This is a genomic window from Bacillus sp. CCNWLW194 (assembly GCF_037120585.1).
GTDB classification, from domain to species: domain Bacteria; phylum Bacillota; class Bacilli; order Bacillales; family Bacillaceae_G; genus Bacillus_A; species Bacillus_A basilensis.
The window spans coordinates 196748-220906 of sequence record NZ_JBBBBL010000010.1 but is presented as its reverse complement, the minus strand read 5'-3'; the positions used below and the strand labels follow the sequence as shown (position 1 = coordinate 220906).

Annotated in this window: 19 protein-coding genes and 2 pseudogenes; 11 read left to right on the top strand and 10 right to left on the bottom strand. The window is 33.4% G+C overall.

Annotated features, from left to right (window positions below):
* The first annotated feature begins 93 nt into the window (after positions 1-93).
* The 7 genes and pseudogenes from lytS (at position 94) to msrB (ending at position 6299) form a co-directional block, all read left to right on the top strand.
* Entirely contained in the window at positions 94-1863 is a 1770-nt protein-coding gene (lytS, locus tag V7S50_RS22495; RefSeq protein ID WP_098555263.1) for a two-component system sensor histidine kinase LytS, read from the top strand.
* Positions 1841-2581 (top strand): LytR/AlgR family response regulator transcription factor, encoded by a 741-nt coding sequence (locus V7S50_RS22490; protein ID WP_242254079.1) that lies wholly within the window; start codon positions 1841-1843, stop codon positions 2579-2581. The genes lytS and V7S50_RS22490 overlap by 23 nt, the downstream gene beginning before the upstream one ends.
* Positions 2582-2713: 132 nt before the next feature.
* Complete coding sequence (gene lrgA, locus V7S50_RS22485) at positions 2714-3145, top strand: antiholin-like murein hydrolase modulator LrgA (RefSeq protein WP_060633042.1); 432 nt, start codon at positions 2714-2716, stop codon at positions 3143-3145.
* A gap of 34 nt (positions 3146-3179) precedes the next feature.
* Positions 3180-3872 (top strand): antiholin-like protein LrgB, encoded by a 693-nt coding sequence (gene lrgB, locus V7S50_RS22480; protein WP_224201039.1) that lies wholly within the window; start codon positions 3180-3182, stop codon positions 3870-3872.
* 327 nt (positions 3873-4199) lie between these two features.
* Positions 4200-5243, top strand: a complete 1044-nt coding sequence (locus tag V7S50_RS22475) for an AI-2E family transporter (RefSeq protein WP_242254081.1) — start codon at positions 4200-4202, stop codon at positions 5241-5243.
* Between the two features lie 90 nt (positions 5244-5333).
* A pseudogene (msrA, locus tag V7S50_RS22470) lies at positions 5334-5801 on the top strand (peptide-methionine (S)-S-oxide reductase MsrA); the annotation flags it as partial.
* A gap of 45 nt (positions 5802-5846) precedes the next feature.
* Positions 5847-6299 (top strand): peptide-methionine (R)-S-oxide reductase MsrB, encoded by a 453-nt coding sequence (gene msrB / locus V7S50_RS22465; RefSeq protein ID WP_257148876.1) that lies wholly within the window; start codon positions 5847-5849, stop codon positions 6297-6299.
* Positions 6300-6327: 28 nt separating this feature from the next.
* On the opposite strand, the gene V7S50_RS22460 is transcribed toward msrB, so the two are convergent.
* Positions 6328-9444, bottom strand: coding sequence for an efflux RND transporter permease subunit (locus V7S50_RS22460; protein ID WP_242254084.1), 3117 nt, complete (start codon positions 9442-9444; stop codon positions 6328-6330).
* A gap of 140 nt (positions 9445-9584) precedes the next feature.
* Between V7S50_RS22460 and V7S50_RS22455 the strand changes: the two genes are divergently transcribed.
* Positions 9585-10457, top strand: a complete 873-nt coding sequence (locus V7S50_RS22455; RefSeq protein WP_242254086.1) for a TetR/AcrR family transcriptional regulator — start codon at positions 9585-9587, stop codon at positions 10455-10457.
* 29 nt (positions 10458-10486) lie between these two features.
* On the opposite strand, the gene V7S50_RS22450 is transcribed toward V7S50_RS22455, so the two are convergent.
* On the bottom strand, positions 10487-11458 hold the full coding sequence (locus V7S50_RS22450) for a glycosyltransferase family 2 protein (RefSeq protein ID WP_060633037.1): 972 nt from the start codon (positions 11456-11458) through the stop codon (positions 10487-10489).
* Positions 11459-11494: 36 nt separating this feature from the next.
* Entirely contained in the window at positions 11495-11878 is a 384-nt protein-coding gene (locus V7S50_RS22445; RefSeq protein ID WP_063223961.1) for a GtrA family protein, read from the bottom strand.
* A 303-nt stretch (positions 11879-12181) separates the two neighbouring features.
* On the opposite strand from V7S50_RS22445, the gene V7S50_RS22440 reads away from it, so the two are divergent.
* On the top strand, positions 12182-13639 hold the full coding sequence (locus V7S50_RS22440; protein WP_063223960.1) for a glycosyltransferase family 39 protein: 1458 nt from the start codon (positions 12182-12184) through the stop codon (positions 13637-13639).
* 106 nt (positions 13640-13745) lie between these two features.
* Here V7S50_RS22440 and V7S50_RS22435 read toward each other — a convergent pair whose 3' ends face one another.
* From V7S50_RS22435 to V7S50_RS22420, 4 genes are all read right to left on the bottom strand, one after another.
* The gene (locus V7S50_RS22435) at positions 13746-15299 is read right to left on the bottom strand and encodes an ABC-F family ATP-binding cassette domain-containing protein (protein ID WP_060633034.1); all 1554 of its coding nucleotides are present in this window, start codon (positions 15297-15299) and stop codon (positions 13746-13748) included.
* 195 nt (positions 15300-15494) lie between these two features.
* Positions 15495-16316: a glycosyltransferase family 2 protein gene (locus tag V7S50_RS22430; RefSeq protein ID WP_336376478.1), complete on the bottom strand. Its 822-nt coding sequence runs from the start codon at positions 16314-16316 to the stop codon at positions 15495-15497.
* A gap of 28 nt (positions 16317-16344) precedes the next feature.
* A complete protein-coding gene (locus V7S50_RS22425; RefSeq protein WP_242254090.1) occupies positions 16345-17799 on the bottom strand; it encodes an oligosaccharide flippase family protein in 1455 nt (484 codons plus the stop codon).
* A gap of 385 nt (positions 17800-18184) precedes the next feature.
* Positions 18185-18697 carry an acyl-CoA thioesterase gene (locus V7S50_RS22420; protein WP_000412135.1) on the bottom strand — a complete coding sequence of 171 codons (513 nt, stop codon included), beginning with the start codon at positions 18695-18697 and terminating at the stop codon, positions 18185-18187.
* Positions 18698-19009: 312 nt separating this feature from the next.
* Here V7S50_RS22420 and V7S50_RS22415 point away from each other — a divergent pair, with 312 nt between their 5' ends.
* Positions 19010-20323 carry an ArnT family glycosyltransferase gene (locus V7S50_RS22415; RefSeq protein ID WP_242254092.1) on the top strand — a complete coding sequence of 438 codons (1314 nt, stop codon included), beginning with the start codon at positions 19010-19012 and terminating at the stop codon, positions 20321-20323.
* Positions 20324-20413: 90 nt separating this feature from the next.
* On the opposite strand, the gene V7S50_RS34085 is transcribed toward V7S50_RS22415, so the two are convergent.
* From V7S50_RS34085 to V7S50_RS22405, 3 genes and pseudogenes are all read right to left on the bottom strand, one after another.
* Positions 20414-21220: a methyl-accepting chemotaxis protein gene (locus V7S50_RS34085; protein WP_375296236.1), complete on the bottom strand. Its 807-nt coding sequence runs from the start codon at positions 21218-21220 to the stop codon at positions 20414-20416.
* Positions 21218-21595: pseudogene (locus V7S50_RS34080) on the bottom strand (protoglobin family protein); the annotation flags it as partial. The pseudogene V7S50_RS34080 and the gene V7S50_RS34085, both read right to left, overlap by 3 nt.
* A 249-nt stretch (positions 21596-21844) precedes the next feature.
* Positions 21845-22477 carry a trimeric intracellular cation channel family protein gene (locus V7S50_RS22405; protein WP_000924376.1) on the bottom strand — a complete coding sequence of 211 codons (633 nt, stop codon included), beginning with the start codon at positions 22475-22477 and terminating at the stop codon, positions 21845-21847.
* A 271-nt stretch (positions 22478-22748) separates the two neighbouring features.
* Between V7S50_RS22405 and V7S50_RS22400 the strand changes: the two genes are divergently transcribed.
* The gene (locus tag V7S50_RS22400; protein WP_242254096.1) at positions 22749-24155 is read left to right on the top strand and encodes an O-antigen ligase family protein; all 1407 of its coding nucleotides are present in this window, start codon (positions 22749-22751) and stop codon (positions 24153-24155) included.
* Positions 24156-24159: the final 4 nt, after the last annotated feature.

Sequence of the window (24159 nt, the reverse complement as noted above, 5' to 3'; positions counted from 1 at the left end):
AAAATATTTCAAAAGGTATTTCATTCTTCTTGACGTCTACTTCATTATTTTCCCATAATAAAACTAACTACTATAAAAAGGAATGAATCACAGATGCTAAATTTAGTACTTATGATGATTGAACGCGTCGGACTTATTGTTATTTTAGGGTTTTTACTTTCGCATATTAAAACGTTCAGGCGCCTTCTTCATAAGCAAGACGGATATGTAGATAAGCTTAAACTTATTTGTATTTTTTCAGTGTTTACAATTGTAAGCAATTACACAGGAATTGAAATAGCAGGAAATACGATTATGAATGAAAATTGGCTACAAGGCGTTTCTTCATCGAGCACAATCGCGAATACACGTATTATGGGTGTTGGAATTAGTGGATTACTTGGCGGACCTATCGTCGGAATTGGAGTAGGATCAATTGCTGGTATTCACCGTTATATGCTTGGCGGGACGACAGCACTAAGTTGTGCAATCTCTTCAATTTTAGCGGGGATTATAACAGGTTATATCGGATACATTTTTAAAAGATATAATCGTACAATTACGCCTAAATTTTCAGCGGTTTTAAGTGTTTTTATCGTTTCTTTAGAAATGATTATGATCCTATTAATTGTAGAGGATGGAATGAGTATTGTGAAAACAATTGCGATACCGATGATCCTTGTAAATAGTTTTGGAAGTTTTATTTTACTTTCTATGATACAAGCTATTTTGCGCCAGGAAGAGAACGCAAAGGCACTTCAGACTCATAAGGTATTACGTATTGCAGATAAAACGTTACCGTATTTTCGCCAAGGCTTAACAGAAGAGTCATGTAAGCATGTGGCACAAATTATTCACCGCTTTACAGGGACAGATGCGGTATCCTTAACAGATACAGAGAAAATATTGGCTCACGTTGGATTAGCATCAGATCACCATATTCCTTCACATAGTTTAATAACTGGTTTGTCGAAAGAAGTGTTAAATACAGGGAAAATAATGAAAGCAAAATCACGTGAGGTTATTAATTGTCAACACGAAGGCTGTCCTTTGCAAGCTGCTATCGTTATTCCACTAACTTCACATGGAAATACGATAGGGACATTAAAACTATATTTCAAAAATCCTAACCAGTTAAGTCGTGTGGAAGAGGAATTAGCAGAAGGATTAGCAAAAATATTCTCTACACAACTTGAATTAGGTGAAGCTGAGTTGCAAAGCAAATTATTGCAAGATGCGGAAATAAAAGCATTACAAGCACAAATTAACCCACACTTTTTATTTAATGCGATTAATACAGTATCAGCTTTATGCCGAACAGATGTAGAAAAGGCAAGGAAGTTATTATTACAGCTTAGCGTGTATTTCCGTTGTAATTTGCAAGGGGCACGTCAGTTATTGATTCCACTAGAACAAGAATTAAACCATGTACAGGCATACCTATCACTAGAACAAGCAAGGTTCCCAAATAAGTATGAAGTAAAGATGTATATTGAGGATGAGCTAAAGATAACCTTAGTACCACCATTTGTTCTTCAACTATTGGTTGAAAATGCATTGCGACATGCTTTTCCGAAGAAGCAACCAGTATGCGAAGTGGAAGTGCATGTCTTTGAAAAAGAGGGTATGGTTCACTTTGAAGTAAAAGATAATGGACAAGGAATTGAGGAAGAACGTTTAGAACAATTAGGAAGAATGGTAGTTTCGTCAAAGAAAGGGACAGGAACAGCTTTATATAATATTAATGAACGTCTTATTGGGTTATTTGGGAAAGAAACGATGCTTCATATCGAAAGTGAATTAAATGAGGGGACAGAGATTACTTTTGTTATTCCAAAAAAGATAGGGGAGGAAGAGCGGGTTGTTAAAAGTATTAGTAGTTGACGATGAAATGTTAGCACGTGATGAACTAAAGTATCTATTAGAGAGAACGAAAGAAGTTGATATAATAGGTGAGGCTGATTGTGTAGAAGACGCATTAGAAGAGTTGATGAAAAATAAACCAGATATTGTGTTTCTAGATATTCAGCTATCCGATGATAACGGATTTGAAATCGCGAATATATTAAAGAAGATGAAAAATCCACCTGCAATTGTATTTGCTACTGCCTATGATCAGTATGCGCTGCAAGCATTTGAAGTAGACGCGTTAGATTACATTTTAAAACCATTTGATGAAGAGCGTATTGTACAAACATTAAAGAAGTATAAAAAACAAAAACAATCGCAAATAGAAACAAAGCAAGAAATAAAGGGAACAGATGTAACAGCAGAGATGCATAAATTAGCATTACCAATTGAAGAATCAATCGTACTTGTTAATATTGAAGATATTGTATATGTAGGGCTTGTAGATGGAAAAGTGACAGTAAAAACAATGAGGGAAACGTATGTAACACACGATACACTTGTAATTTTGGAAAAGAAGTTGCCACAAGCAAGTTTTATGCGTGTCCATCGTAGCTTTATTGCAAATATTAATCATATTACTGAAATTCAGCCATGGTTTAATTCTACTTATAATTTAATCATGAAAGAAGGATCGAAAGTACCTGTTAGCCGTACATATGCAAAAGAACTCAAGAAGCTGCTTCGTATTTAAGAAGCAGCTTTTGTATTTCATCCTTTTATATTTGTAACTGATTTTGTATATTTGACGTTCTGTTATGTAAACGCTTACTTAGGCGTTTGTATCCTATACAATAAAGGTACCAAATCGAAAGAGGTGGCCAAAATGAGTACAAAAAAAGTATATAGTTTCTTATCACAAGCATTCATATTCTCAGCTATTATGTTAATTTCTAATATTATTGCAACACATTTACCAATTCCGATGCCTTCATCGGTAATCGGGTTAGTCATTTTATTTAGTCTATTATGTTTAAAAGTAATTAAATTGGAGCAAGTTGAATCACTTGGAACAGCTTTAACCGGTATTATCGGATTCCTTTTCGTCCCATCAGGTATTTCAGTTATTAATTCTCTTGGTGTAATGGGACAATATTTTGTACAAATTTTAACTGTAATTGTTGTCGCAACAATTATTTTACTCGCTGTAACAGGGTTATTTGCACAATTTATTTTAGGAAAAGATGAAAAAGAAACAGAAGATACAAAAGAATTGAAAGTAGTAAATAAAGGACGCAAGCACGGAAAGGTTGCGTAACCATTTTAGAATATATTGTTAGGAGGTAATGAACATGGCAAGTACAATGACTCCATATTTCGGAATCGTCGTTTCATTAATCGCATACGGAATCGGCACATTATTATTTAAGCATTCTAAAGGATTCTTCTTATTCACACCATTATTTGTAGCGATGGTATTAGGGATTGTCTTTTTAAAGGTAGGTAACTTTACTTTTGAAGAGTATAATACTGGCGGAAAAATGATTAGTTTCTTCTTAGAACCAGCAACAATTGCCTTTGCAATACCATTATATAAACAAGTTGATAAGTTAAAAAAATATTGGTGGCAAATTTTATCAGCTATCGTAGTAGGATCTATTTGTTCAGTAATTGTCGTGTTCATTGTTGCAAAAGCAATTGGTCTAGATACAGCAGTAATGAATTCAATGTTACCGCAAGCAGCAACAACAGCAATTGCGTTACCAATTTCCGGAAGTATTGGTGGTATACCAGCAATTACATCGTTTGCAGTTATTTTTAACGCAGTTATCGTATACGCATTAGGAGCATTATTCTTAAAAACATTTAGAGTGAAACATCCAATTGCAAAAGGTTTAGCGCTTGGAACAGCAGGTCACGCATTAGGAGTAGCAGTAGGAATTGAAATGGGTGAAGTAGAGGCAGCTATGGCAAGCATTGCTGTAACGGTAGTAGGGGTTGTAACAGTAGTTGTCATACCAATGTTCATGCCGTTTATTGGATAGTAAAACTTACTTAAAAAAATGAGAAAAGCAAGCTATTTGTAGGACAGATTTCTACTGATAGCTTGCTTTTTATGTTACAGTAGTGGTAAGACCTATCTTTAATAAAATGTAAGTTTCCTTAAATCTTCATTAATACTATGTAGAATACGTTTTGAATTAGGTCATTGTATTGTAAAATAAGAAGTAAGCTACTATAGACCTACTAAGGTAGGCGTATAATGAGCTTATAAAAATCTTAATATGAATGAATAATTAAAAGTAGAAAAGAGAGAAAAATCTACTTATTAACGTTTTACTTTATAGGACAGGAGAGAGTACTCGTCGATTATGCAAATAAAAAACCTGTTTCAAAGCAAAGGATTTCAGAGGTTACTCGTATTAGTAATACTTGCTCTCGTGTTATACGGGCTGCAAAGTATGTTGAATTTAATTTTAATTACGTTTATTCTCACGTATTTAATGGATCGATTCCAAAAGTTTATTTCTCGTAAATTAGATCATTTTATGCCCATCAATCGAAAGCTCATTATAGCATTTCTATATGTCATGTTAATTGGTGGAATTGCTATTACGCTATTTAAATATTTACCAGTATTAACGATACAAATTTCACAATTGATTTATCAATTTAACGTATTTTTAAGAAACCCACCGGATAGTGAATTAATTAAGTATGCAGTTAATGCTGTTAATCATATGGAACTTTCTAAATATGTAGGACAAGGTGTAGACATTTTGTATAAATCGATTACAAATGTCGGGAAGTTCGGACTTCAAGTTTTACTTTCTTTAATTTTAAGTTTATTTTTCCTGTTGGAGAAATCTCGTATCGTTGCTTTTACTGCAAAATTTAAAGAAAGCCGACTTGCAATTTTCTATACTGAAATTGAGTACTTCGGTAAGAAATTTGCACGTTCATTCGGAAAAGTAATCGAAGCACAATTTTTAATTGCAGTTGTTAACTGTGTTTTATCCGTTATTGCATTATGGATATTAGGATTCCCACAATTATTAGGTTTAGCGTTAATGATCTTCTTACTCGGTTTAATTCCAGTAGCTGGGGTTATCATTTCGTTATTCCCACTTTGTATGATTGCCTACAATATCGGCGGTATTATGTACGTTGTTTATATTTTAATTATCGTAACAGTCATTCATGCGCTTGAAAGTTACGTGTTAAATCCGAAGTTTATGTCGCAAAAAACAAACTTACCGATTTTCTATACGTTTATGGTATTAATCTTCTCAGAACACTTCTTAGGTGTATGGGGACTAATTATCGGTATTCCAATCTTCATTTTCTTATTAGATGTCTTAGATGTGACGAGTGATGAAATGGAGAAGGACTTGGAAAAAAATAAAATGAAGTAGAGAAAAGCATCGATGTTCGATGCTTTTTCTTTTATAACATGATGTTTCTTATGCCATACTGTAAGAAGAATATAGAATAGGGGTGAAAGAATGGTTGTAAATGAAAAGGTAGAATTAGCTACATTTGCTGGAGGGTGCTTCTGGTGTATGGTTTCGCCATTTGAAGAGATGGAAGGGATTATAAAGGTTGTTTCTGGTTATACAGGCGGTCATAAAGAGAATCCAACCTATAAAGAAGTGTGCTCGGAAACGACAGGACATTATGAGGCAGTACAAATTACATTTGATGCAACCAAAATGCCGTATGAAGAGTTATTAAATATATATTGGAGACAAGTTGATCCGACTGATGTAGGTGGGCAATTCCACGATCGTGGACAGTCTTACGAAACAGTGATTTTTTATCATAATGAAGAACAACATAAGAAGGCAGAGGATTCAAAAGAAGAGCTTGCACAGAGTGGGCGTTTTTCAAAGCCGATTGCGACAAAAATATTACCAGCTACTACGTTTTATCAGGCTGAAGAATATCACCAAGGATATCATAAGAAAAACACATTCCGCTACGAGTTATACCGTAAGGGCTCAGGGCGAGATGCGTTTATTAAGCAACATTGGCCAAAGGATAATGCTCATTTAAAAGAAAAACTCAATGAGATGCAGTTTTATGTAACGCAGGAAAATGGAACAGAACCACCTTTTCAAAATGAATATTGGAATCATAAAGAAGAAGGTCTTTATGTAGACATCGTTTCAGGAGAACCTTTATTTACTTCTTTCGATAAGTTTGATAGCGGATGCGGCTGGCCTAGTTTTACAAAGCCAGTTATGTCAGCTAGTGTGAAAGAAAAAATGGATGTGAGTCATAATATGACGCGTACGGAAGTGAGAAGCAAAGAAGGGGATTCACATCTTGGACATGTATTTCCAGATGGCCCAGGACCAAATGGACTTCGCTATTGTATAAACTCAGCAGCCCTTCGATTTATTCCAAAAGAGGAATTAGAGAAAGAAGGCTATGGTGATTTTCTAATTTTGTTTGGAAATAAAAAATAACCTCGCAGTTAGCGAGGTTATTTTTTTGTTATTTTGCTTTTTTCTTTTTAAACTTACTTAATACTTCATAAACGATTGGAACGATAAGAAGTGTTAATAACGTTGAACTTGTTAATCCACCAATTACTGTTACACCAAGTCCTTTAGAAATTAAGCCGCTACCTTCAAATCCTAATGCAAGCGGGATAAGAGCCCCGATTGTTGCAATTGCAGTCATTAAAATAGGACGAAGACGTGTTGCACCAGCTTCTAATAAAGCTTCACGTGTTGATAGACCTTCATTTTCTTTATGAATAACGCGGTCGATAAGCACGATTGCGTTTGTTACAACGATACCGATTAACATAAGCGCACCGATCATTGCAGATACACTTAACGTTTCACCAGAGATTAATAAGGCAACAAGAGCTCCGATAATTGTAAATGGTAGCGAGAATAAAATTGCGAATGGTGCAAGAGCACCGCCAAATGTAACGACAAGAACGAAGTATACAATGGCAATCGCAGCTAACATCGCTAAGCCAAGTTGCTTAAATGATTCTTCAATATCTTTTGTAACGCCACCCATAGAAACATCTACGCCAGAAGGAAGATCCATTTTATCTACTTCTTTTTGAACAGCGGCAGATGCTTTTGAAACGTCATCAGATGTTAGTTTTGCACTCACTTCCGCATAAACACGGCCATCGCGGTGTTTCACTGTATTCGAAGTTTCCCCTTCTTTTACAGTCATTACATCTTTCACAGCCACTTCATTACCAAGTGGTGTTGTAAGTTTTCGATTTGTTAAGTCATCGATTGTTTCATAATTTTGTTTTTCAGCTTCTACATGTACATTGACATCTTTACCGTCTTTTTTAATTGTTGTCAGAACAGGGCGATCATGCTGATTAGAAAGTCCCATTCCAATTTGTGCAGCCGTTAGACCCATTTTGCTTAGTTTTTCTTGATCTGCGACTAAAGTGTACTCTGCATATGTTTTTGCAATACTAGAGTCTATATCTTTTAAGTCTTTATTTTTCTTCATGATATTTTGAATATCTTTTACGACAGGTGTAATCTCTTCAGAGCTATCTCCGTAAACGTATAGTTTAATTTCATTACTACCGCCACCCGCTCCGAAATCTTGGTTTTTCCATTCACCTTTTCCAGACATCTTCTGTAAATCTTTAACGACTTGTTCTTTCTCTTTTACAAAGTTTTTCGTGTCATTATCATATTGTACGAAGAACATTGCTTGATTTGATTGACCAGGGCTCATTGGGTTTTCTCCACCTAATGAGAATTGAATTGTTTTGACGTCTTTATTATTTTGGAAGTGCTTTTCAGCTTTTGTTGCAATTTTTTCAACGTCTTCTAATGTTTGACCTGGTTCAGGGTTGTATGTTGCAATAATCATTTTTTCTTCTTCAGCTGGTAAGAAACTTACACCGATAATTGGCACAAGTGCAAGGCTACCAACTAATAGAAGGGCAGCGATACTTGATGTAATAATTTTGTGATTTAAAGCCCATGCAAGTATGCGCTTATAACAATTTGCTAATTTACTTGGTTTTTCCTCATGATGTACTTCTTTTTCCCTCATGCTCTCTTTTTTAAATAAAGAATGCGCTAGCATTGGTACGATTGTAACTGCTACTAGTAATGATGCTAATAAAGCGAAGACGATAGTTAAGGCGAATGGTAAGAACATTTCACCGATCATACCTTTTACTAGTCCAAGCGGTAAAAATACAGCAATTGTTACAATGGTAGAAGACATAATTGGAATAAACATTTCTTTCGTAGCTTCACGAATTAAATCTTTCCCGCGTAGTTTTTCCTCTGATAATGACATACGTCGGTAAATATTTTCAATAACAACAATGGAATCATCGACGACGCGCCCGATAGCGACTGTCATTGCTCCAAGTGTCATAATGTTAAGCGTAATATCCATTTGCTTTATGACTAATACAGCAATTAATAAAGAAAGTGGTATGGAAACGACAGAGATTAATGTTGTTCGGATATTTCGTAGGAACAGCATAATGATAACAATCGCAAAGATAGCACCAAAAATGGCTTTGCTCAGCATTGTTTCTACTGATTTCTCAATAGGTGCACCTTGGTCGAATGTTGAAATAATCTCTAAGTCTTTATATTTTTTCTCAAGTTCTTTTACTTTATCTTTCACTGCATTTACAACATCAACTGTATTCGCGTCAGCAGCTTTTACAATTTGAATTCCAATTGCTTCTTTTCCATTTGTTCGAGAAATAGATTCTGCTTTTCCGACTTCTTTAATGTCAGCAATTTCGTCTAATGTAACTGTCGGAATCCCGTTCATAGCGGCTGGATTCATTTGCGGCATTTGTGTACCAGCTCCAGCATTTTGACTACCTTGACCACTCGGTGATGAAGGAACAGCTGGGATTTTCAGTTCTTTTAGTGCTTTAATTGTTGTAATATTTCCATCTACAACAACTGATTTTTCCGTGTCTTTAAATGTATATAAGCCAAGTGGTAAAGATACGTCCGATCCTTTAATTACATTTTTTACAGTATCTTCACTTAAACCTAATTCTTTCATCTTATCTTTCTTGAAGACAAGTTGTACTTCATCTACTTGTTGACCTGAAATTTGAACAGATGCGACCCCATCAAGTCCTTTTAATCCTGGAACAACATTTTTTTCTACATTTTCAGTTAAGGTAGCTAAAGATTCACTTTTACTTGCTACGCTTAACGAAATAACTGGAAAGGCATTGAAGTTTACACGTGAAACTTTCGGGTCCTGTACGCCTTCTGGCAGTTTCACATTTGCGAGAGCTTCTTTAATTTCTGTTTCAGCCTTCTCCATGTTTTTATCAAAATCATATTCTACCTGAATAGAAGATGCGTTTTGAAAAGATGATGAGCTAACAACATTTACACCACTTAAATTTTGTAGTTGCTCTTCCATTGGTTTTGAAATTTTGTCAGCTACTTCTTCTGGTGTAGCACCAGGATAAACCGTAGTTACTGTTACAACCGGTGTTGTTATATCAGGAATTGTTTCCAGCTTCATATTAAGCCCAGAATAAATACCTGCAATGGTAACAATAATGGTTAGTAGCCAAACTGCGAACTTATTTTTTAACGAGAAATTAATGATTTTGTTCATGTTTGCGCTCCCTTTTTATTGTATTGACCAACTGGTCAGTCTAATACATAATATAACTGACTGATTGGTCAGTCGTCAATGAAAAGAGATGGTATAATAAATTCATGATAAGATGCGAGATTAAGTTTAGGAGAGAAGATATGAAAGAAAAAGAGCGCTTAATTATAGAGATGGCTATGAAGTTATTTGCGACTAAGGGTGTAAATGCGACATCAGTGCAGGAAATTGTGACAGCTTGTGGCATATCTAAGGGAGCTTTCTATTTATATTTTAAATCGAAAGATGAGCTTTTATTAGCAACACTTCGATATTACTATGACAAGATTCAAAATAAAATGATGGATATTGATAAAGAATCATTATTACCACGTGAAAAATTTGCAAAACAATTGCATTGCCAGTTTAACGATATACAAAAGCATAAAGAATTTATTATTATGCATGCGAGGGAAAATGCTATTCCTTTTAATAAAGAAGTGGAAGAATTTATGATGCGGATGAAGTTAGAGTCTCACGCATTTTATCGTAATAGTTTACTGTCTATTTATGGTGACAAGGTTATTCCATATTTGTTAGATTTAGTAATTATGGTAGAGGGCATATGCCGTGGATATTTAGAACTAATCATTATACAAGCATCAGAAATTGACTTATCGTATGTCTCTGCGTTTATTTTGAAAAGAGTGGATGATTTAGTAGATGGATTGGTAGAATCTTCGGAAGAACCCGTGTTACATGAAGAAAAGCTTGGAGAATTCCTTTGTAAATCAGAGCTTATTAAGGAGCAGGTTAAGGAACATTTTTTGAAAGAAATTATTGTTTTTAAACGTACATTAGCTGATCAATTAGAAGATGATGAATTAATTGTTACGCTAGATGTTTTGGAGGCGGAAATGAGATTACCAAATCCAAGGATTCCGGTCATCCAAGGAATGCTGTCTAATTTAGAAGTATATCCAAATTTAAAAGAATTCCGTTTACGACTTATGGGATATTACAATATAAAAAGGTAACAATGACAGTTTTCATTGTTACCTTTTTTTTATGCATTCACTTTTTCTTTTGTTTGTGTAGTCTCTTCTTGCTCAATATTGATTGTTTCTTTTACGATATAAATCGGACGGTTTTTACTTTCGTCATAAATACGAGCAATATATTGGCCGACGATGCCAAGGCCAAATAACTGAATACCACTAAAGAATGTAATAGCAACCATTATAGATGCCCAACCTGTTTGCGTATCATGTCCGAGAATTTTCACAGTAATTGTATATAGTAAGACAATTATAGAAATAAGAACTGATAATAAACCTAAAGACATAACGATGCGTAATGGCTTTGTCGAAAATGCAATAATGCCATCAGATGCAAATTTAATCATTTTCTTTAATGGATATTTTGTTTCACCAGCAAAGCGCTCATCGCGTTGATATTCAACATACGTTTGGCGGAAGCCAACCCAAGACATCATACCGCGGATGAAGCGATTTCGCTCAGTCATTTGATTGAAAACATCAGCTACCTTGCGATCGATGATTCGGAAGTCACCAGTATCTTTTGGGATATCGATATCAGACATGTAGTTTAGGAATTTATAGAAATATTTAGCTGTTAAAAGTTTAAACCAAGTTTCACCTTTACGTTGTTTACGTTTTGCATAAACAACTTCATATCCTTCTTCCCATTTTGCAATAAGTTCAGGAATAACTTCAGGTGGATCTTGTAAGTCTGCGTCTATAATTACAATAGCGTCACCTTTTGCAGCAGCAATACCAGCTGTAACGGCTACTTGGTGTCCAAAGTTACGCGCGAAATTAACGATTTTTGTACGGTAATCATTTGCTGCAATCTCAGATAAAATTTCCATTGTACGGTCTGTACTACCGTCATTTACAAAGACAAACTCGTAATTAATATCATTTTGAAGCATAACGGACTTTAAACGGTTATAACATTCCTGTGCTACTTCTTCCTCGAAGTACATAGGAACTACAACCGAAATTAATTTTTGCATGTTGTATCCTCCGTATTTTTAATAAGTCGTTCAAATTTAATTAGTAGCATTTTCAGTTTGGTTGAATGTCCAAATTTTATTAAGGACAAAATTTATAACCATTCCGACACCAATTGCGAAAATCTGTGCAATTAATGCATTCAAGGCAAGCTTATCTACTAATATAAATAAACATAATGTATTAAAAGCCAATACAATTAAATTTACAGTTAGAAATTTAAAGAACATTGACGTGCTTTTATTATTAGGTTTAAACACCCAATTTTTATTCCAATAGTAGCTATTGGCAACACCAATTAAATAGGCAATGGTATTCGCAACAAGATAGTTCATCCCGAACTTTAATAAGATCCAAAAGCTAATAATGGTAATGAGCGTATTAAAGATTCCTACTAAACCAAACTTTAAGAGTTTCTCCATAATAGTATCCTCATCTTTATAAAATATATAAATAAAACAAGAAATGTAGAAAGGTTATTCTTATATAACAACTATCAATTATAGCATAGTTTATACTAAGATGTTATATGTTTTGAGTGGATATCATTTTAGGATATAGAATGAATTTGTCAATAATAAAAAAGGTTATTTTAAATTGGCATACCGGACAATATGAGAGCAAACATGGAAATCATGGTAATATTAATGTATAGTAGCTGGTAGTGTAATTTTTTTAGGAAATATAATGTTTTCCCATATAAATATGTTAAGGAGTGAGTTTTTTTGGAACGTTTTTCTGGATTGTTTTCAACTTTTTCTACACGTGCCATATACGGCATTTATAGCTTTTTCGTTGCAATTTTAATTTTTGATTATTTTTCAGATACTCAAAAATATAATTATGTAATGATATTAGTTGGAGTTTTATTATTATGTACAATTGGAAACTTTATACTTAGTAGTGGATCGCTATATCTTGAGAGAGTAAATGAAAAAATATGCTTTTTTGTACTGCTAATTATTTGTGTAGCAGTGAAAACTGCATGGATTGTTACATATAAGATTGATCCGATTGGTGACTATGAAGCCTTTTTCAATACTGCAAAAGCATTAGGTGATAACTTTGTTATTCATGATAGATATGTTGCATTATTTCCACATATTTTTGGTTATGCTTCATTCTTAAGTATCTTCCTAAAAATATTTGGTGCAAACTTTATGATTCCGCCAATTATTAATGTTGTTTTAACTACAATTTCGATGGGATTAATATATTTTATAGCTAGAAGAATTGGTGGAGTGAGAACAGCGATAACAGCAAGTGTTTTATGGATTCTCTTGCCATCACAAACGATGTATAACATGTTTGCACTTTCAGAACCGTTGTATTGTACAGTACTGTTATTAGCCTGGGCAATTATGATAATTGTTTATGATAAACTTGAAAATATAACGATTGCAAAGGTTATTATGTATTCAATTCTATTAGCTGCATTACTTGTATTAATAAACATGGCAAGACCAATTGCAGCAGTGCCAATTATAGCCTTAGCGATATGGATGTTTATTATAGATACAAAACATATCGGGAATAAAAAGCTACTTATTAATAAGGTGGCATACTTAGGGGTTATCATTATTGGATACTTAATGATGTCTTCGGCGGCAAATCATTATGTAACATTACGTTTAGGTGAAGAGATAGCAACAGTGCCGGGATACAATATTCATGTAGGGTTTAATAAGGGAGCCTCAGGAACATGGAATCCAGGAGATTCAGCATTACTATATCATTATAGTGGTCAACCAGGATGGAGTGCTCAGGACGTCCAAAAGCAAATGCTTGAAGAAGCGAAAAAGAGAATCAAAAACGATGATATAGATTTCGGGAAACTAATGTATGATAAATTTATTATCTTTTTAGGTAATGATGACCAAGCTGTTAAATATGCAGATCCAATTATGGACCATAAAGTACGCTATACTATAATTTCTAATGTCTTCTATTACTTTTTACTAGTTACTTCACTGTTCGGAGCGTTAGTAGCTATAAAAAATAAAAATAAATCTTCACTTTTAATTATTTGTTTATATGTAATTGGGCTAACAATGGCACAAATGATAGTAGAAGTAGCACCGAGGTATCATTATTCGGCTACAATACCTATGATCTTTTTAGCTGCTTTTGGTATTAAGCATATTTATAATAAAAAAAGTGACAGAGATATAGTAAAAAGATAAGTAAAAAAATAGTAAAAAAAGCAGTTGTTTCAAAAGGGTGTGTACGAATCCTTTTAGAAGCAACTGCTTTTTTACTTATAAAATTTGAAAGATAGTTCTTATTGGATTAAGCGTTTTGCTGAGCCCATTTCTCTACATCCCAAGTTTTTGTTATCCAACCTTCATAAAAGTCTGGTTCATGGCATACAAGAAGAATTGTTCCTTTATATGCTTTCATCGCCTTTTGTAGCTCTTCTTTTGCTGTAACATCAAGGTGGTTTGTTGGCTCATCAAAGAGTAACCAGTTACTTTCTTCACCCATTAGTTTACATAAACGAACTTTTGCTTGTTCGCCACCGCTTAATTGGTTCAGTGGACGAGAGATATGTTCGTTTTTCAAACCGCATTTCGCTAACATGGCGCGTATCTGATGTTGGTCTAAGCTAGGGAAAGTATTCCAAACATCATCAATTGGTGTTATATTATCAGCTTTTACTTCTTGTTCGAAGTATGATGGATTTAAGAAGTCACCAAGGCTTGTTTTTCCGCTTAATGGTTTAATCTTACCTAAAATTGTCTTCAACAGTGTTGACTTACCGACACCGTTACATCCAACAATTGCAATTTTTTCTCCGCGTTCAATTGTCATCGTTAATTTTGGTAATAGCGGATGTGTATATCCAATTTCTACATTTTCCCCTTCAAAGACGAATCGGCTACTTGCACGACTTTCTTTAAATGAAAACTCAGGTTTAATAGCTGTTTCAGGGCGATCGATACGTTCCATGCGATCAAGTTGCTTTTGACGGCTCTTTGCACGTCCTGTTGTTGAGTAACGAGCTTTATTTTTCGCAATAAAATCTTCTTGCTTTTTAATGAATTCTCGCTGCTTCTCATAAGCGTTGATATGTTGATTTTTATTCATTTCTGCTAGCTCTAGGAATTTTTCATATGTCGCTGTGTAACGCGTCATTTTTGTGAATTCTAGATGGAAAATAATATCGACGCATTTATTCATAAATTCCGTATCATGGGAAATTAATAGGAATGCGTGTGGATATTCTTTTAAATAAGTTGTTAACCAATGAATATGTTCAACGTCTAAATAGTTGGTAGGCTCATCTAATAGTAGTACTTCTGGTTGCTCAAGTAGTAATTTTGCGAGTAATACTTTTGTACGTTGTCCACCACTTAATGCTGCAACGTCACGATCTAGACCAATTGCGTCAATTCCAAGACCACGTGCTGCTTCTTCAATTTTAATATCTAATAAATAGAATCCGCCTGCCTCAAGAGCATCTTGAATTTCTGCCATTTGCTCAAGAAGTTCCTCTAATTCTTCCGGTGTAGCAGTTCCCATTTTTTCTGCAACTTCATTTAAAGCTTTTTCTTTTTCAAATAAAGGTAAAAACGCATCTGCTAATACATCACGAATTGTGCGACCAGGTGTTAAAATAGTATGCTGGTCTAAGTAACCGTAATTTGTACCAGGTGTCCATTCTACACGACCTTCGTCATGGATAAGCTGACCAGTAATTATATTCATAAATGTTGATTTACCAACACCGTTTGCTCCAACTAATCCAACATGTTCCCCTGCAAGTAAGCGCATGGATACATCTTTAAATAATGTACGATCACCAAATGTATGGCCTAATTTTTCAACAGTTAATAAGCTCATAATGTCCTCCGTTCATTTCTAAATAGTGTCTTGAATCATGATACTAAATTCTTGGATAGAATGCTATCATTTCCAAAATATATAATGTATTTGACCAGTAGGGTATGCGATTCCAAAAGGATGATGGTTTGCTATGATGTGAAAGAAATAAAAATAAGGTGTAACCATTTAATAAAAGTGGTTACACCTTATTTTTTATTTTAAATAACCACGAACAATTCCACGTAAGCGATTTGCATGGAATTTGCGCTTATCATTAGAAATATTTTGTGTCATACGGAATGTTGCGGCAGCAACAGCACGTAAGAAATAAGAGAATCCGTAGTGTAAGCGAATAACCCTACCAAAACCACCAGCATAAGAAATGGCACGTTTTAATGATTGTTCATTAATAATTTCCTCTTTTACAGGATGGTATACGAACAGATCTTTTCTAAATAAACCAGTATAATTTTGTTTCATACCGCGTAGTACAAAGTCAGTTTCTTCACCAGCTCCATAAATCGTTCCCGAACCAACACCTAAATCTTCATCAAATGTACCTACATCTTGTACAAATTGCTTTGTAAAGAATAGTGTGAAAGAAGGTCCCATGAATCCATACTTATTATTTAAAATAATGTCTGTATTCGGCGAGTGTATTAAAGAACCCGTTCCTTCAACATTTGTCGTGTTTGTTGAGATAAAATGAACATCTTTATTAGAGTTGAAGGTTTCTAATATACTCTCTAAAACATTTGTTTCATAAATACAATCATCATCTGGAAAAGCGATAAAATCGCCATCCGCTACTTTTAAGCCTGCATTGCGAGCTCTCGATAGTCCTTTAATAGGTGTATAAATGTAATTAATAGAAAATCTATCTTTATATTCATCAAATAAATCAGAGATTGGCGTATCGTTTTGATCTACTATGATAAGTTCGAAGTTTTTGTAAGTTTGTTGTTCAAGTGATTTTAGTAAGTCAAGAATATCATCACGTCTGCCACAAGTAGCCATGATTAAAGAAAATTTCAAGTTTAACAGCTCCTTTTAGAGATTGCGTTTAAGCCTTTTTGAATCGTGCTAGTATCTTTTCGAGTAGTGAAAAGAGAATTTCATCCTTTGTCATAAAGAGGATAAGGGCATAAGTTAATCCACACGTTATTATTACTAGGATAACTTGTAGTATTTGTCCAGATACGATCATATCAATAACGAATGCTATCGGTATAAATGTTAGGGAATAAAAGAGATATTTAAGTTTTTGTATATCGAATAACGTATAATTCACTTTTAGTTTCTTTTTCACATAAATATATTCAAATGTGATTAAGAAACAATTCGCAATTGTTGTTGTAAAAATTGCGGTTGTTGGTGTAAGTACATGGAAGAATATTAGTGCAATATTAGATGCTAAGTTGATAAATCCGCAAATAAATAAAAATCGCACTAAAATGCTTTCTTTCTTTTTCACATAAATAATTTGATTCGATAAAATGGACTCAATGCCAACTGTAATCATATAGAAGGCGAAAACAATTAGTGTATTACCAGCTCCGGCAAACTGTTGTCCACCGTAAATGACAACAGCTTCATGAGCAATGAGCATTAAACCGATTGCAGCAGGGAATAGGGTAATGAAATATACTTTTGAAATTTTATTTAGTAAAGATTCATACTCCATTTCAGACGCATTTCCTGATAAATAAGACAGTCTTGGAACGGTTACTTGTACAACACTTAACATAAGTGTATTAATAATCATCATAATTTGAAAAGCCATTACGTAATATGCAACTTCTTCTTTTCCAACATATATTCCTAAAAAAAGACGATCTAATTGAGTATATAAAATATTAGCATTTGAAAAAATCAAGACTAATAGTAACGGTTTTAAATGAGGAATAATCGTTAAGTCGGAAAAATCAAATTTCACTTGGCGTTTCACATATATAAAGCTAATAGAGTGGTTTAAAAATGTGGATAATACTAATAAACCAGCATATGTTTTGTAATCGTCGACCCCATGAATGAAAGAGAAAAGAAGTACGACATAGATTAATCGAACGATAACGGTTTTTTTAGTGATGAAGTCATAATTTTCATATGCCTCGTTGAACCATTCCACATAAAACATGTTAGATATGAAATTAAAACCAAAAATAAGAAGAACTGGAAATAGACTTTCATGTCCATATCCAATATAACTAAAGAGCACAAAGGCTGATAAAGCCAAAATACTAGTTGTGAAGTTAATTACATAGAGACTTGTAAATAACTTAGAAACTTTCTTCTTATCGTTTTTAATTAAGCTAATTTCACGTAAACCATATTGGTATACACCAAATACGGCGAACACGAAGAAGTAATTGAAAAAAGTTTCAGCAATATTAACGGTTCCGATTGAAGTGGCTCCTAACGTTCGATATGCGTAAGGACCAACTAAAATTGGAAGGATAATATTAAACGTATTGAGCAGTATTTTATAAAAAATATTTGAAGCAATTGATTTCTGCATAATTTCACCTTTCCATTAAAATAATCCAATTTAATTAAAATACTTGCTATGTCATAGTAAGGTTTTTAACTACAGTTAATTCTTTCAATATCAATGAAGTGTAAGGTGTTTTCTACACGATTTACAAATCCTTAAATTGTTTTGTTGACCACCCGTATAAGTGTACCCTACATAAACTTTGTAAAGCAACTGTTGATGGAATAGAACCGTGTTATAAATGAGATTTTATCAATTAGAAAAAGTGAATAGCGAACGGATCTGTATAAAAATATTACATAGTATGTGTGAAAAGGAGTAATGGTTGTATGAAGGTGTGGAAATGATTATAAAAAATGAGCGAATATATGATAATTATTCGCTCAGAAGATGTTTTAATGGTAAAGTCCTATATACTCCAAGGTTTACTTAAAGTTAGAACTTCAGCCATTTCCTTGCTTTTGACACGCCCTTTTTTTCTACTTTCTGCACGCTCAGAACCAGTTGTGTGTAGCCAATGTTCTTCTTCAGTTTCAGGCAGTACTTGTGGAACAGATGAAGGTTTTCCGTCTTTTAATGCAACGAATGTAATGAAACATGTTGCAGCTATTCTACGTTCTCCTGCTAATAAATTCTCTGCAATTACTTTTACGAACACTTCCATTGAAGATTTTCCTGTATAACATACGAATGCTTCGTAACAAACAGAATCTGCTTGGTGAATTGGAGTTAAAAAATCTACAGAATCGATAGATGCTGTTACGCAATGTTTACGGCTATGTCTTGCAGCTGCAATTGAAGCGATACTATCAATTTCTGCTAATAATTTTCCTCCGAAAAGTGTTTGATGATTATTTAAATCATTCGGAAAAACACGTGTTGTTTTAATTGCTTTGGATTCTCGCATGAATTTCTTTTCCATATGGTCAGCCCCTATTTTCTGTTTTCAATCAGAATGACATGTATTGTAAGTGGAGTACAAAAATATTAAAAATCCATAGATATTTAATGAAGTAAAGAATTCCAGAAGAGGGTGAGTAAAACTTCTGTATTTGTATTCATGTAACTGAAAGAAAAGTTATCTTATATAAAGTGTAGTGTAAAAGAGGATTCGCTTACATTGCAAGTGAAAAAATTAGGACCCTGTATTTGTCATAGAAATTCCCTATCAGCTGTGTGCCTATTCATGATAGAATCGTTTTGTTATGAATGGAAATAGAGGTGCAATGGACATATGAATCATATACAAACAAATTTTTCGTCTTTTTTCAGTAAAATAATGATTGGTGCGATGCTCGCATTTTTTGTTTACAGTTGTTGGTCTGCGTTCGAAACAAGCAAACAATTTTTTGGAGACAATACAACAAGTGTAACAATTGTATTGGTTATTTTCGTTATTCTCATGCTGTTGGTAGCATCGATTTTACAGTATCGTTTTACAGATAAACAATTTCTTATTTTTCTTATCAGTACATGTATAGTTGTGAGACTTAGTATGGTTTTATTTGTAGATGTTCCGTTAATCGGTGATATGAAAGCTATGTTTGAGTCTGCAAAGCAGGTTGCAATTGGTAATAGCGTAGAGAATATAGCACAGTTACCTTTTATTATTTATGAATCAATTATTATTCGTATATTTGGTGATACAGTATTCGCATTGCAGTTATTTAATATTTTATTTTGCACAGGGACTGCATTTTTCATTTATCGTATTGCAGCAATCGTTTTTGGAGAAGAATGCGGTCGTATTGCGTCTGTATTTTACGCTTTATATATTCCAAATATATTTATGAGTTCTTTATTAACATCAGAATCACTCGCAATATTTTTATTTTATTTAGCTTGTTACATACTTTTATATAAAGGTTTAGATCATCCTTATATGTGGGTGCTTGCAGCAATTTTATTTGCATGTAGTAATATGATTTTCCCAATGGGGTTATTTCTTCCTATTTTTATTGCTGTATATGTATTGTTAGTTGAACTTTTTCAATCAGCAATGAAGCAAAAAGTATTATTAAAGATGATAGGGATACTTATTCTATTTTATAGTGCCCATTTTGGTGTGAGTTATGGAATTCAGACAATGGGAATGTCACAATATACGATTTCAAACGAAACGTATGTTCAATCTGTTTTGATTGGAAAAGGTAAAAATGAGAGGGAAATGACAAAGAATCAAAGCGTAACAGAGCGTATTGACCAAAAGCTAAAAGAGATTGAAGAAGAAAGGTTTAAACTTTTAAAGCCAGTCATTAATCAATTCTCAGATGAGGGAATACATTCTATTCTATTTAAATGTGAAAAACTTATATATATAGCAGTAACATTGTTTATGTCTATTGCTTTATTACACTTTCTTATTAAGAAACAACAAAACGAAGGATATATGTTGTTCTTATTGTTAATTAGTGGATACGTATTGTTAAGACTCTTCCAAGTAGATATGGCATATTACAATCTTATAGTGCCAGCTTTGTTTATTTTGCAAAGCTTTGGTGTTTATATGAGCTATGTGTACTGTCAAAAAATATTCTTCAGAAAATAAAAAGAATCCAGATTGGATTCTTTTTTTGAATGGAAGATGAGGACTAAGAATTAGTGGAGATAAAGAATCCCTACTGACATAATCTGCACTCTATCGGTTCAGTTCCAGTTGTAAACTATCGGCTGTTAAAGCCATTTTTGAGGAATCGTCTTGAATTCCTTTCATTACTTGTGAAATGGTTTCTAACTCATTTTCAATTTTTTTATTCTGCTCTTTCGAGTTAGACATGTCTTTTACAATTTCTTGGAAGTATTGATCTGTTGCAGACATACCATCTGTTCCTTCAGATACGAGGGAGCTAATTTGTTTGACTGAAGAAGAGACACGAATAATTTGTTCATTTGTTTTTTCAACGAGCTTTGTCACGTTGGATATGGATTCTTTCGTTTGCTCTGATAACTTTCGAATTTCTCCAGCTACAACGGAGAAGCCCTTACCAAATTCCCCAGCACGAGCAGATTCAATCGCAGCATTTAGTGCGAGTAAGTTTGTTTGCTCTGCAATTGATTTTACAATATCTATGATTTCGTTAATTTTGTTAGAAATATCGAGAAGTTCATGAGTATCTGTAATGATAGTTTCCATGTTCGTTTGAATGTATTCCATTCGTTTATTTTGCTGATTTAATTGCTCTTTCCCTTTATTGGCTTTTTCCTCCGATGTTGTAGCTAATGATGTACCTGTTTTGGCAATTTCTACAATAGTTTCAGATTTAGCGGTTAACTGTTGAATAGAAGCGCTCGTTTTTTCAGATACAGATGCTAGTTCTGTTGCAATATGCGTAATGGTCATAGCTGTTATTTCTTTTTCTTTTTCATGTTCTTTTTGCATTCTTTCATATTCAGATTCGTAAGCCGCAATAACGAGTTCTTGTTCAAGGGTAAATAATTTATTTATAACGTTTATAGAATGTGAAAAATCGTCAATTGTTTTAATTTTTGTTTGCAATATCTTCATGATTGAGCGGAATAATTCTTGATAAGCGGCAGTATACCATTTTCTATGTAAGCCAATTTGTACATGTCTTTTGGCAATTCGAACACGTTGTTCAATAAAATCTTCATGCATATCTCCGCTGAATAATTCTTTTATATGTGTTTTTAAAGTTTGCTTTAGTTTTGGAATAGAACTATAACGTTCAATAATAGTAATTAAATTTGGCTGTTTTGTAATATTGACATAGAATTTTTCCGTAATCCAATCAATTTCTTCATAAATAAAGGGCTGTAGTACCTTTACGATTTGTAAATCTTCCTTTGAAATATGTAGCATATCCATTTGAATTTTCAATTCAGAATTAGTAGGTACGTTAAAAGTGATTTGTTGATCCTTACTTAATTCAAGTATACTGGCGTATGTTTTATTTGTATGTTTTTTAAAAACCCCAAGCATCGTTCTTCCCCCTGTGTATAAAGCGTTTTCATTTTTGGTTCTATTATAATTATATATTTTTATATACAATTACTCTATATTAGTGTGTAGAATAGTATATAAATTAAGAGAATTCTATGCAGAATTCTCTTAATGGCCTTTATTAATTTTAGCATGTGTTTTAAAGAAAACTGGGAAATGTACATTATATATTACAGTGACAACACGAATAATGAATGTTACTAATAAACAAACATAGAAAGCTAATACGTGTGCCCCCATTGCATATGTGATTAGGAAACTAATTGCTCCTAAAATAGAAGCGATTGCGTAAATCTCTTTTCGGAATACGTAAGGGATATCTTGAGCGCAAATGTCACGCAAAATACCGCCTCCAATACCTGTAATGACTCCCATTGAAACAACTAGAAATGAGGCGTCAACATGATGTGACATTGCCGCATTTGCACCAATGGCTGTAAAAACACCTAGGCCAACAGCATCAGAAAGCATAATAACGACTTGCAGTTTATTGATACGTTCAAAAAACATACAAGTAAATAATGCTGATAATACGCTTACGAAAAAGTAAATGGGTTTAACAAATGCGACAGGAGGCAGGTTACCGATCATAATATCACGAATAATACCGCCGCCGAGCGCAGTAGCTACAGCTAAACAAAGGACACCAAATAAATCTAAATCTTTTTTTAAACCAACTAATGTACCGGAAATAGCAGCGGCGATAATGCCAAGAAACGTAAATATGTCGATTAATAACATTGCTGTAATCCCTTCCTCCTAAAGATGTTCCAGAGAAAAAATATACACTAAAGTTATGTAAATAACAATGCATTTTCGTTACATGTAGAAAAAAAGAAAAAATGAGGAAAGAAAGCGCTTGAAAATACAAATAATCTTTTTTCTGTAAGGTAAGGTTGGGGTAGAAATGTGAGACGTTTAATTAAAAAATATATGTTATAATAAATATTTGAGATGAGAAAAAATATTAACTGTATAGATTGAAATTAGGTAATAGTTATGGAGGTTCTAGATGTTAAGCGAAAATAGTAAAAGTAATAAATTTGAAAATTTTCTACTAATCTTTATTTTGTTGCAACCGATTTTAGATTTGCTTACAGCGTTCTGTATCATGGTTTTAAAAATTGATACGACCATTGGAGTTATTACACGCTTATTCGTTATGTTCCTAAGCGGGATATATATTTTAATTCAAACGAAGAAACAAGGAAATATAAAATATATATTGTATATAATCTTAGTAGGGATAGTCTTTACAATCGGATTAGTAAATAACAAGCTTACAAAAAACCCTATGGTACTTACAGAAGAAATTAAATTTATAGCAAAAGCTTTATATCCTTTTGTTATGCTTACTTGTTATGTGTTTGTATTCAAGTCTTTAAAAGAAAAAAGCCATTCAAATTCAAAAATGCGTGACTATATTACGTATGCATCACTAATTATAGGGGTAGTAATGGTAGCTTCGATTACTACTGGAACAGATTATAATAGTTATGAATGGGTAAAATTAGGATCACGCGGTTGGTTTTATGCAGGTAACGAGCTAGGATCTATTTTAGCCATCATGTGTCCGATTGTTATTTTGTATTCAATTGAAAAAACAAAAAGTATAGGTAAAGCGTACTATTGGATTCCTTCAATTTTAGTTGTTTATTCACTATTTGCAATTGGAACAAAGGTTGGCGTAGGAGCAATCTTTGGATCAATGGCTATCGCAGTTGTTATGTGCTTTATTCAAGCATTTACACAACGTAAAGATGGAAAGAAACATGCCTATTTATTAAATGGTTTTCTTGCAATGACTGTATTTGTAGGCATATTGGCATATACACCTTTTTCACCATTTATGAAAAATATGGGATTCCATTTCCAATTGATTGAACAAGAACAGAGTGTGAAAAAGGAAGAGAAAAAGAAGGAGGAAGCTAAAGAGCATAAACCTCCTGTGACAGAGAAAGAAAAGGAAAAAGAGAAAGAAAAAGAAAAAGTAGCGGAGAAAAAAGAAGAAACGCAAGCTCTTATTTTTAGTGGGCGTCAATTATTTGAACAGATGTATAAAGATTTCTATAATGAAGCTCCAATGTCTCAAAAATTATTAGGAATGGGTTACGCTGGTAACTATAAAGAACAGCCGAAGTTAATTGAACGTGACTTCCATGATTGGTTCTATTCTTTCGGAATCATAGGGTTCATTTTACTTGTAATTCCATTTTTATACTTTGGTATTAAATTTATTGCATGTATATTTACTAAATTTAAACAAATATTCACTGTGAAATATGCAATGGTGATTGCAGCGATATTTCTCGGATTAGGTATTTCATTCATGGCTGGTCATATTTTAATTGCACCTGGAGTGAGTTTCTACTTAGTAGTAATCATGGCATATTTAATAGTTGACCTGGAAATTGAATGATAGA

Bases quoted from the DNA above. Each gene is read 5' to 3' on its own strand.
- lytS (WP_098555263.1), top strand. From the start codon at position 94: ATGCTAAATTTAGTACTTATGATGATTGAACGCGTCGGACTTATTGTT.
- lrgA (WP_060633042.1), top strand. From the start codon at position 2,714: ATGAGTACAAAAAAAGTATATAGTTTCTTATCACAAGCATTCATATTC.
- lrgB (WP_224201039.1), top strand. From the start codon at position 3,180: ATGGCAAGTACAATGACTCCATATTTCGGAATCGTCGTTTCATTAATC.
- V7S50_RS22475 (WP_242254081.1), top strand. From the start codon at position 4,200: ATGCAAATAAAAAACCTGTTTCAAAGCAAAGGATTTCAGAGGTTACTC.
- V7S50_RS22460 (WP_242254084.1), bottom strand. From the start codon at position 9,444: ATGAACAAAATCATTAATTTCTCGTTAAAAAATAAGTTCGCAGTTTGG.
- V7S50_RS22455 (WP_242254086.1), top strand. From the start codon at position 9,585: ATGAAAGAAAAAGAGCGCTTAATTATAGAGATGGCTATGAAGTTATTT.
- V7S50_RS22450 (WP_060633037.1), bottom strand. From the start codon at position 11,458: ATGCAAAAATTAATTTCGGTTGTAGTTCCTATGTACTTCGAGGAAGAA.
- V7S50_RS22445 (WP_063223961.1), bottom strand. From the start codon at position 11,878: ATGGAGAAACTCTTAAAGTTTGGTTTAGTAGGAATCTTTAATACGCTC.
- V7S50_RS22435 (WP_060633034.1), bottom strand. From the start codon at position 15,299: ATGAGCTTATTAACTGTTGAAAAATTAGGCCATACATTTGGTGATCGT.
- V7S50_RS22425 (WP_242254090.1), bottom strand. From the start codon at position 17,799: ATGCAGAAATCAATTGCTTCAAATATTTTTTATAAAATACTGCTCAAT.
- V7S50_RS22420 (WP_000412135.1), bottom strand. From the start codon at position 18,697: ATGGAAAAGAAATTCATGCGAGAATCCAAAGCAATTAAAACAACACGT.
- V7S50_RS22415 (WP_242254092.1), top strand. From the start codon at position 19,010: ATGAATCATATACAAACAAATTTTTCGTCTTTTTTCAGTAAAATAATG.
- V7S50_RS22405 (WP_000924376.1), bottom strand. From the start codon at position 22,477: ATGTTATTAATCGACATATTTACGTTTCTTGGCATTATCGCCGCTGCT.
- V7S50_RS22400 (WP_242254096.1), top strand. From the start codon at position 22,749: ATGTTAAGCGAAAATAGTAAAAGTAATAAATTTGAAAATTTTCTACTA.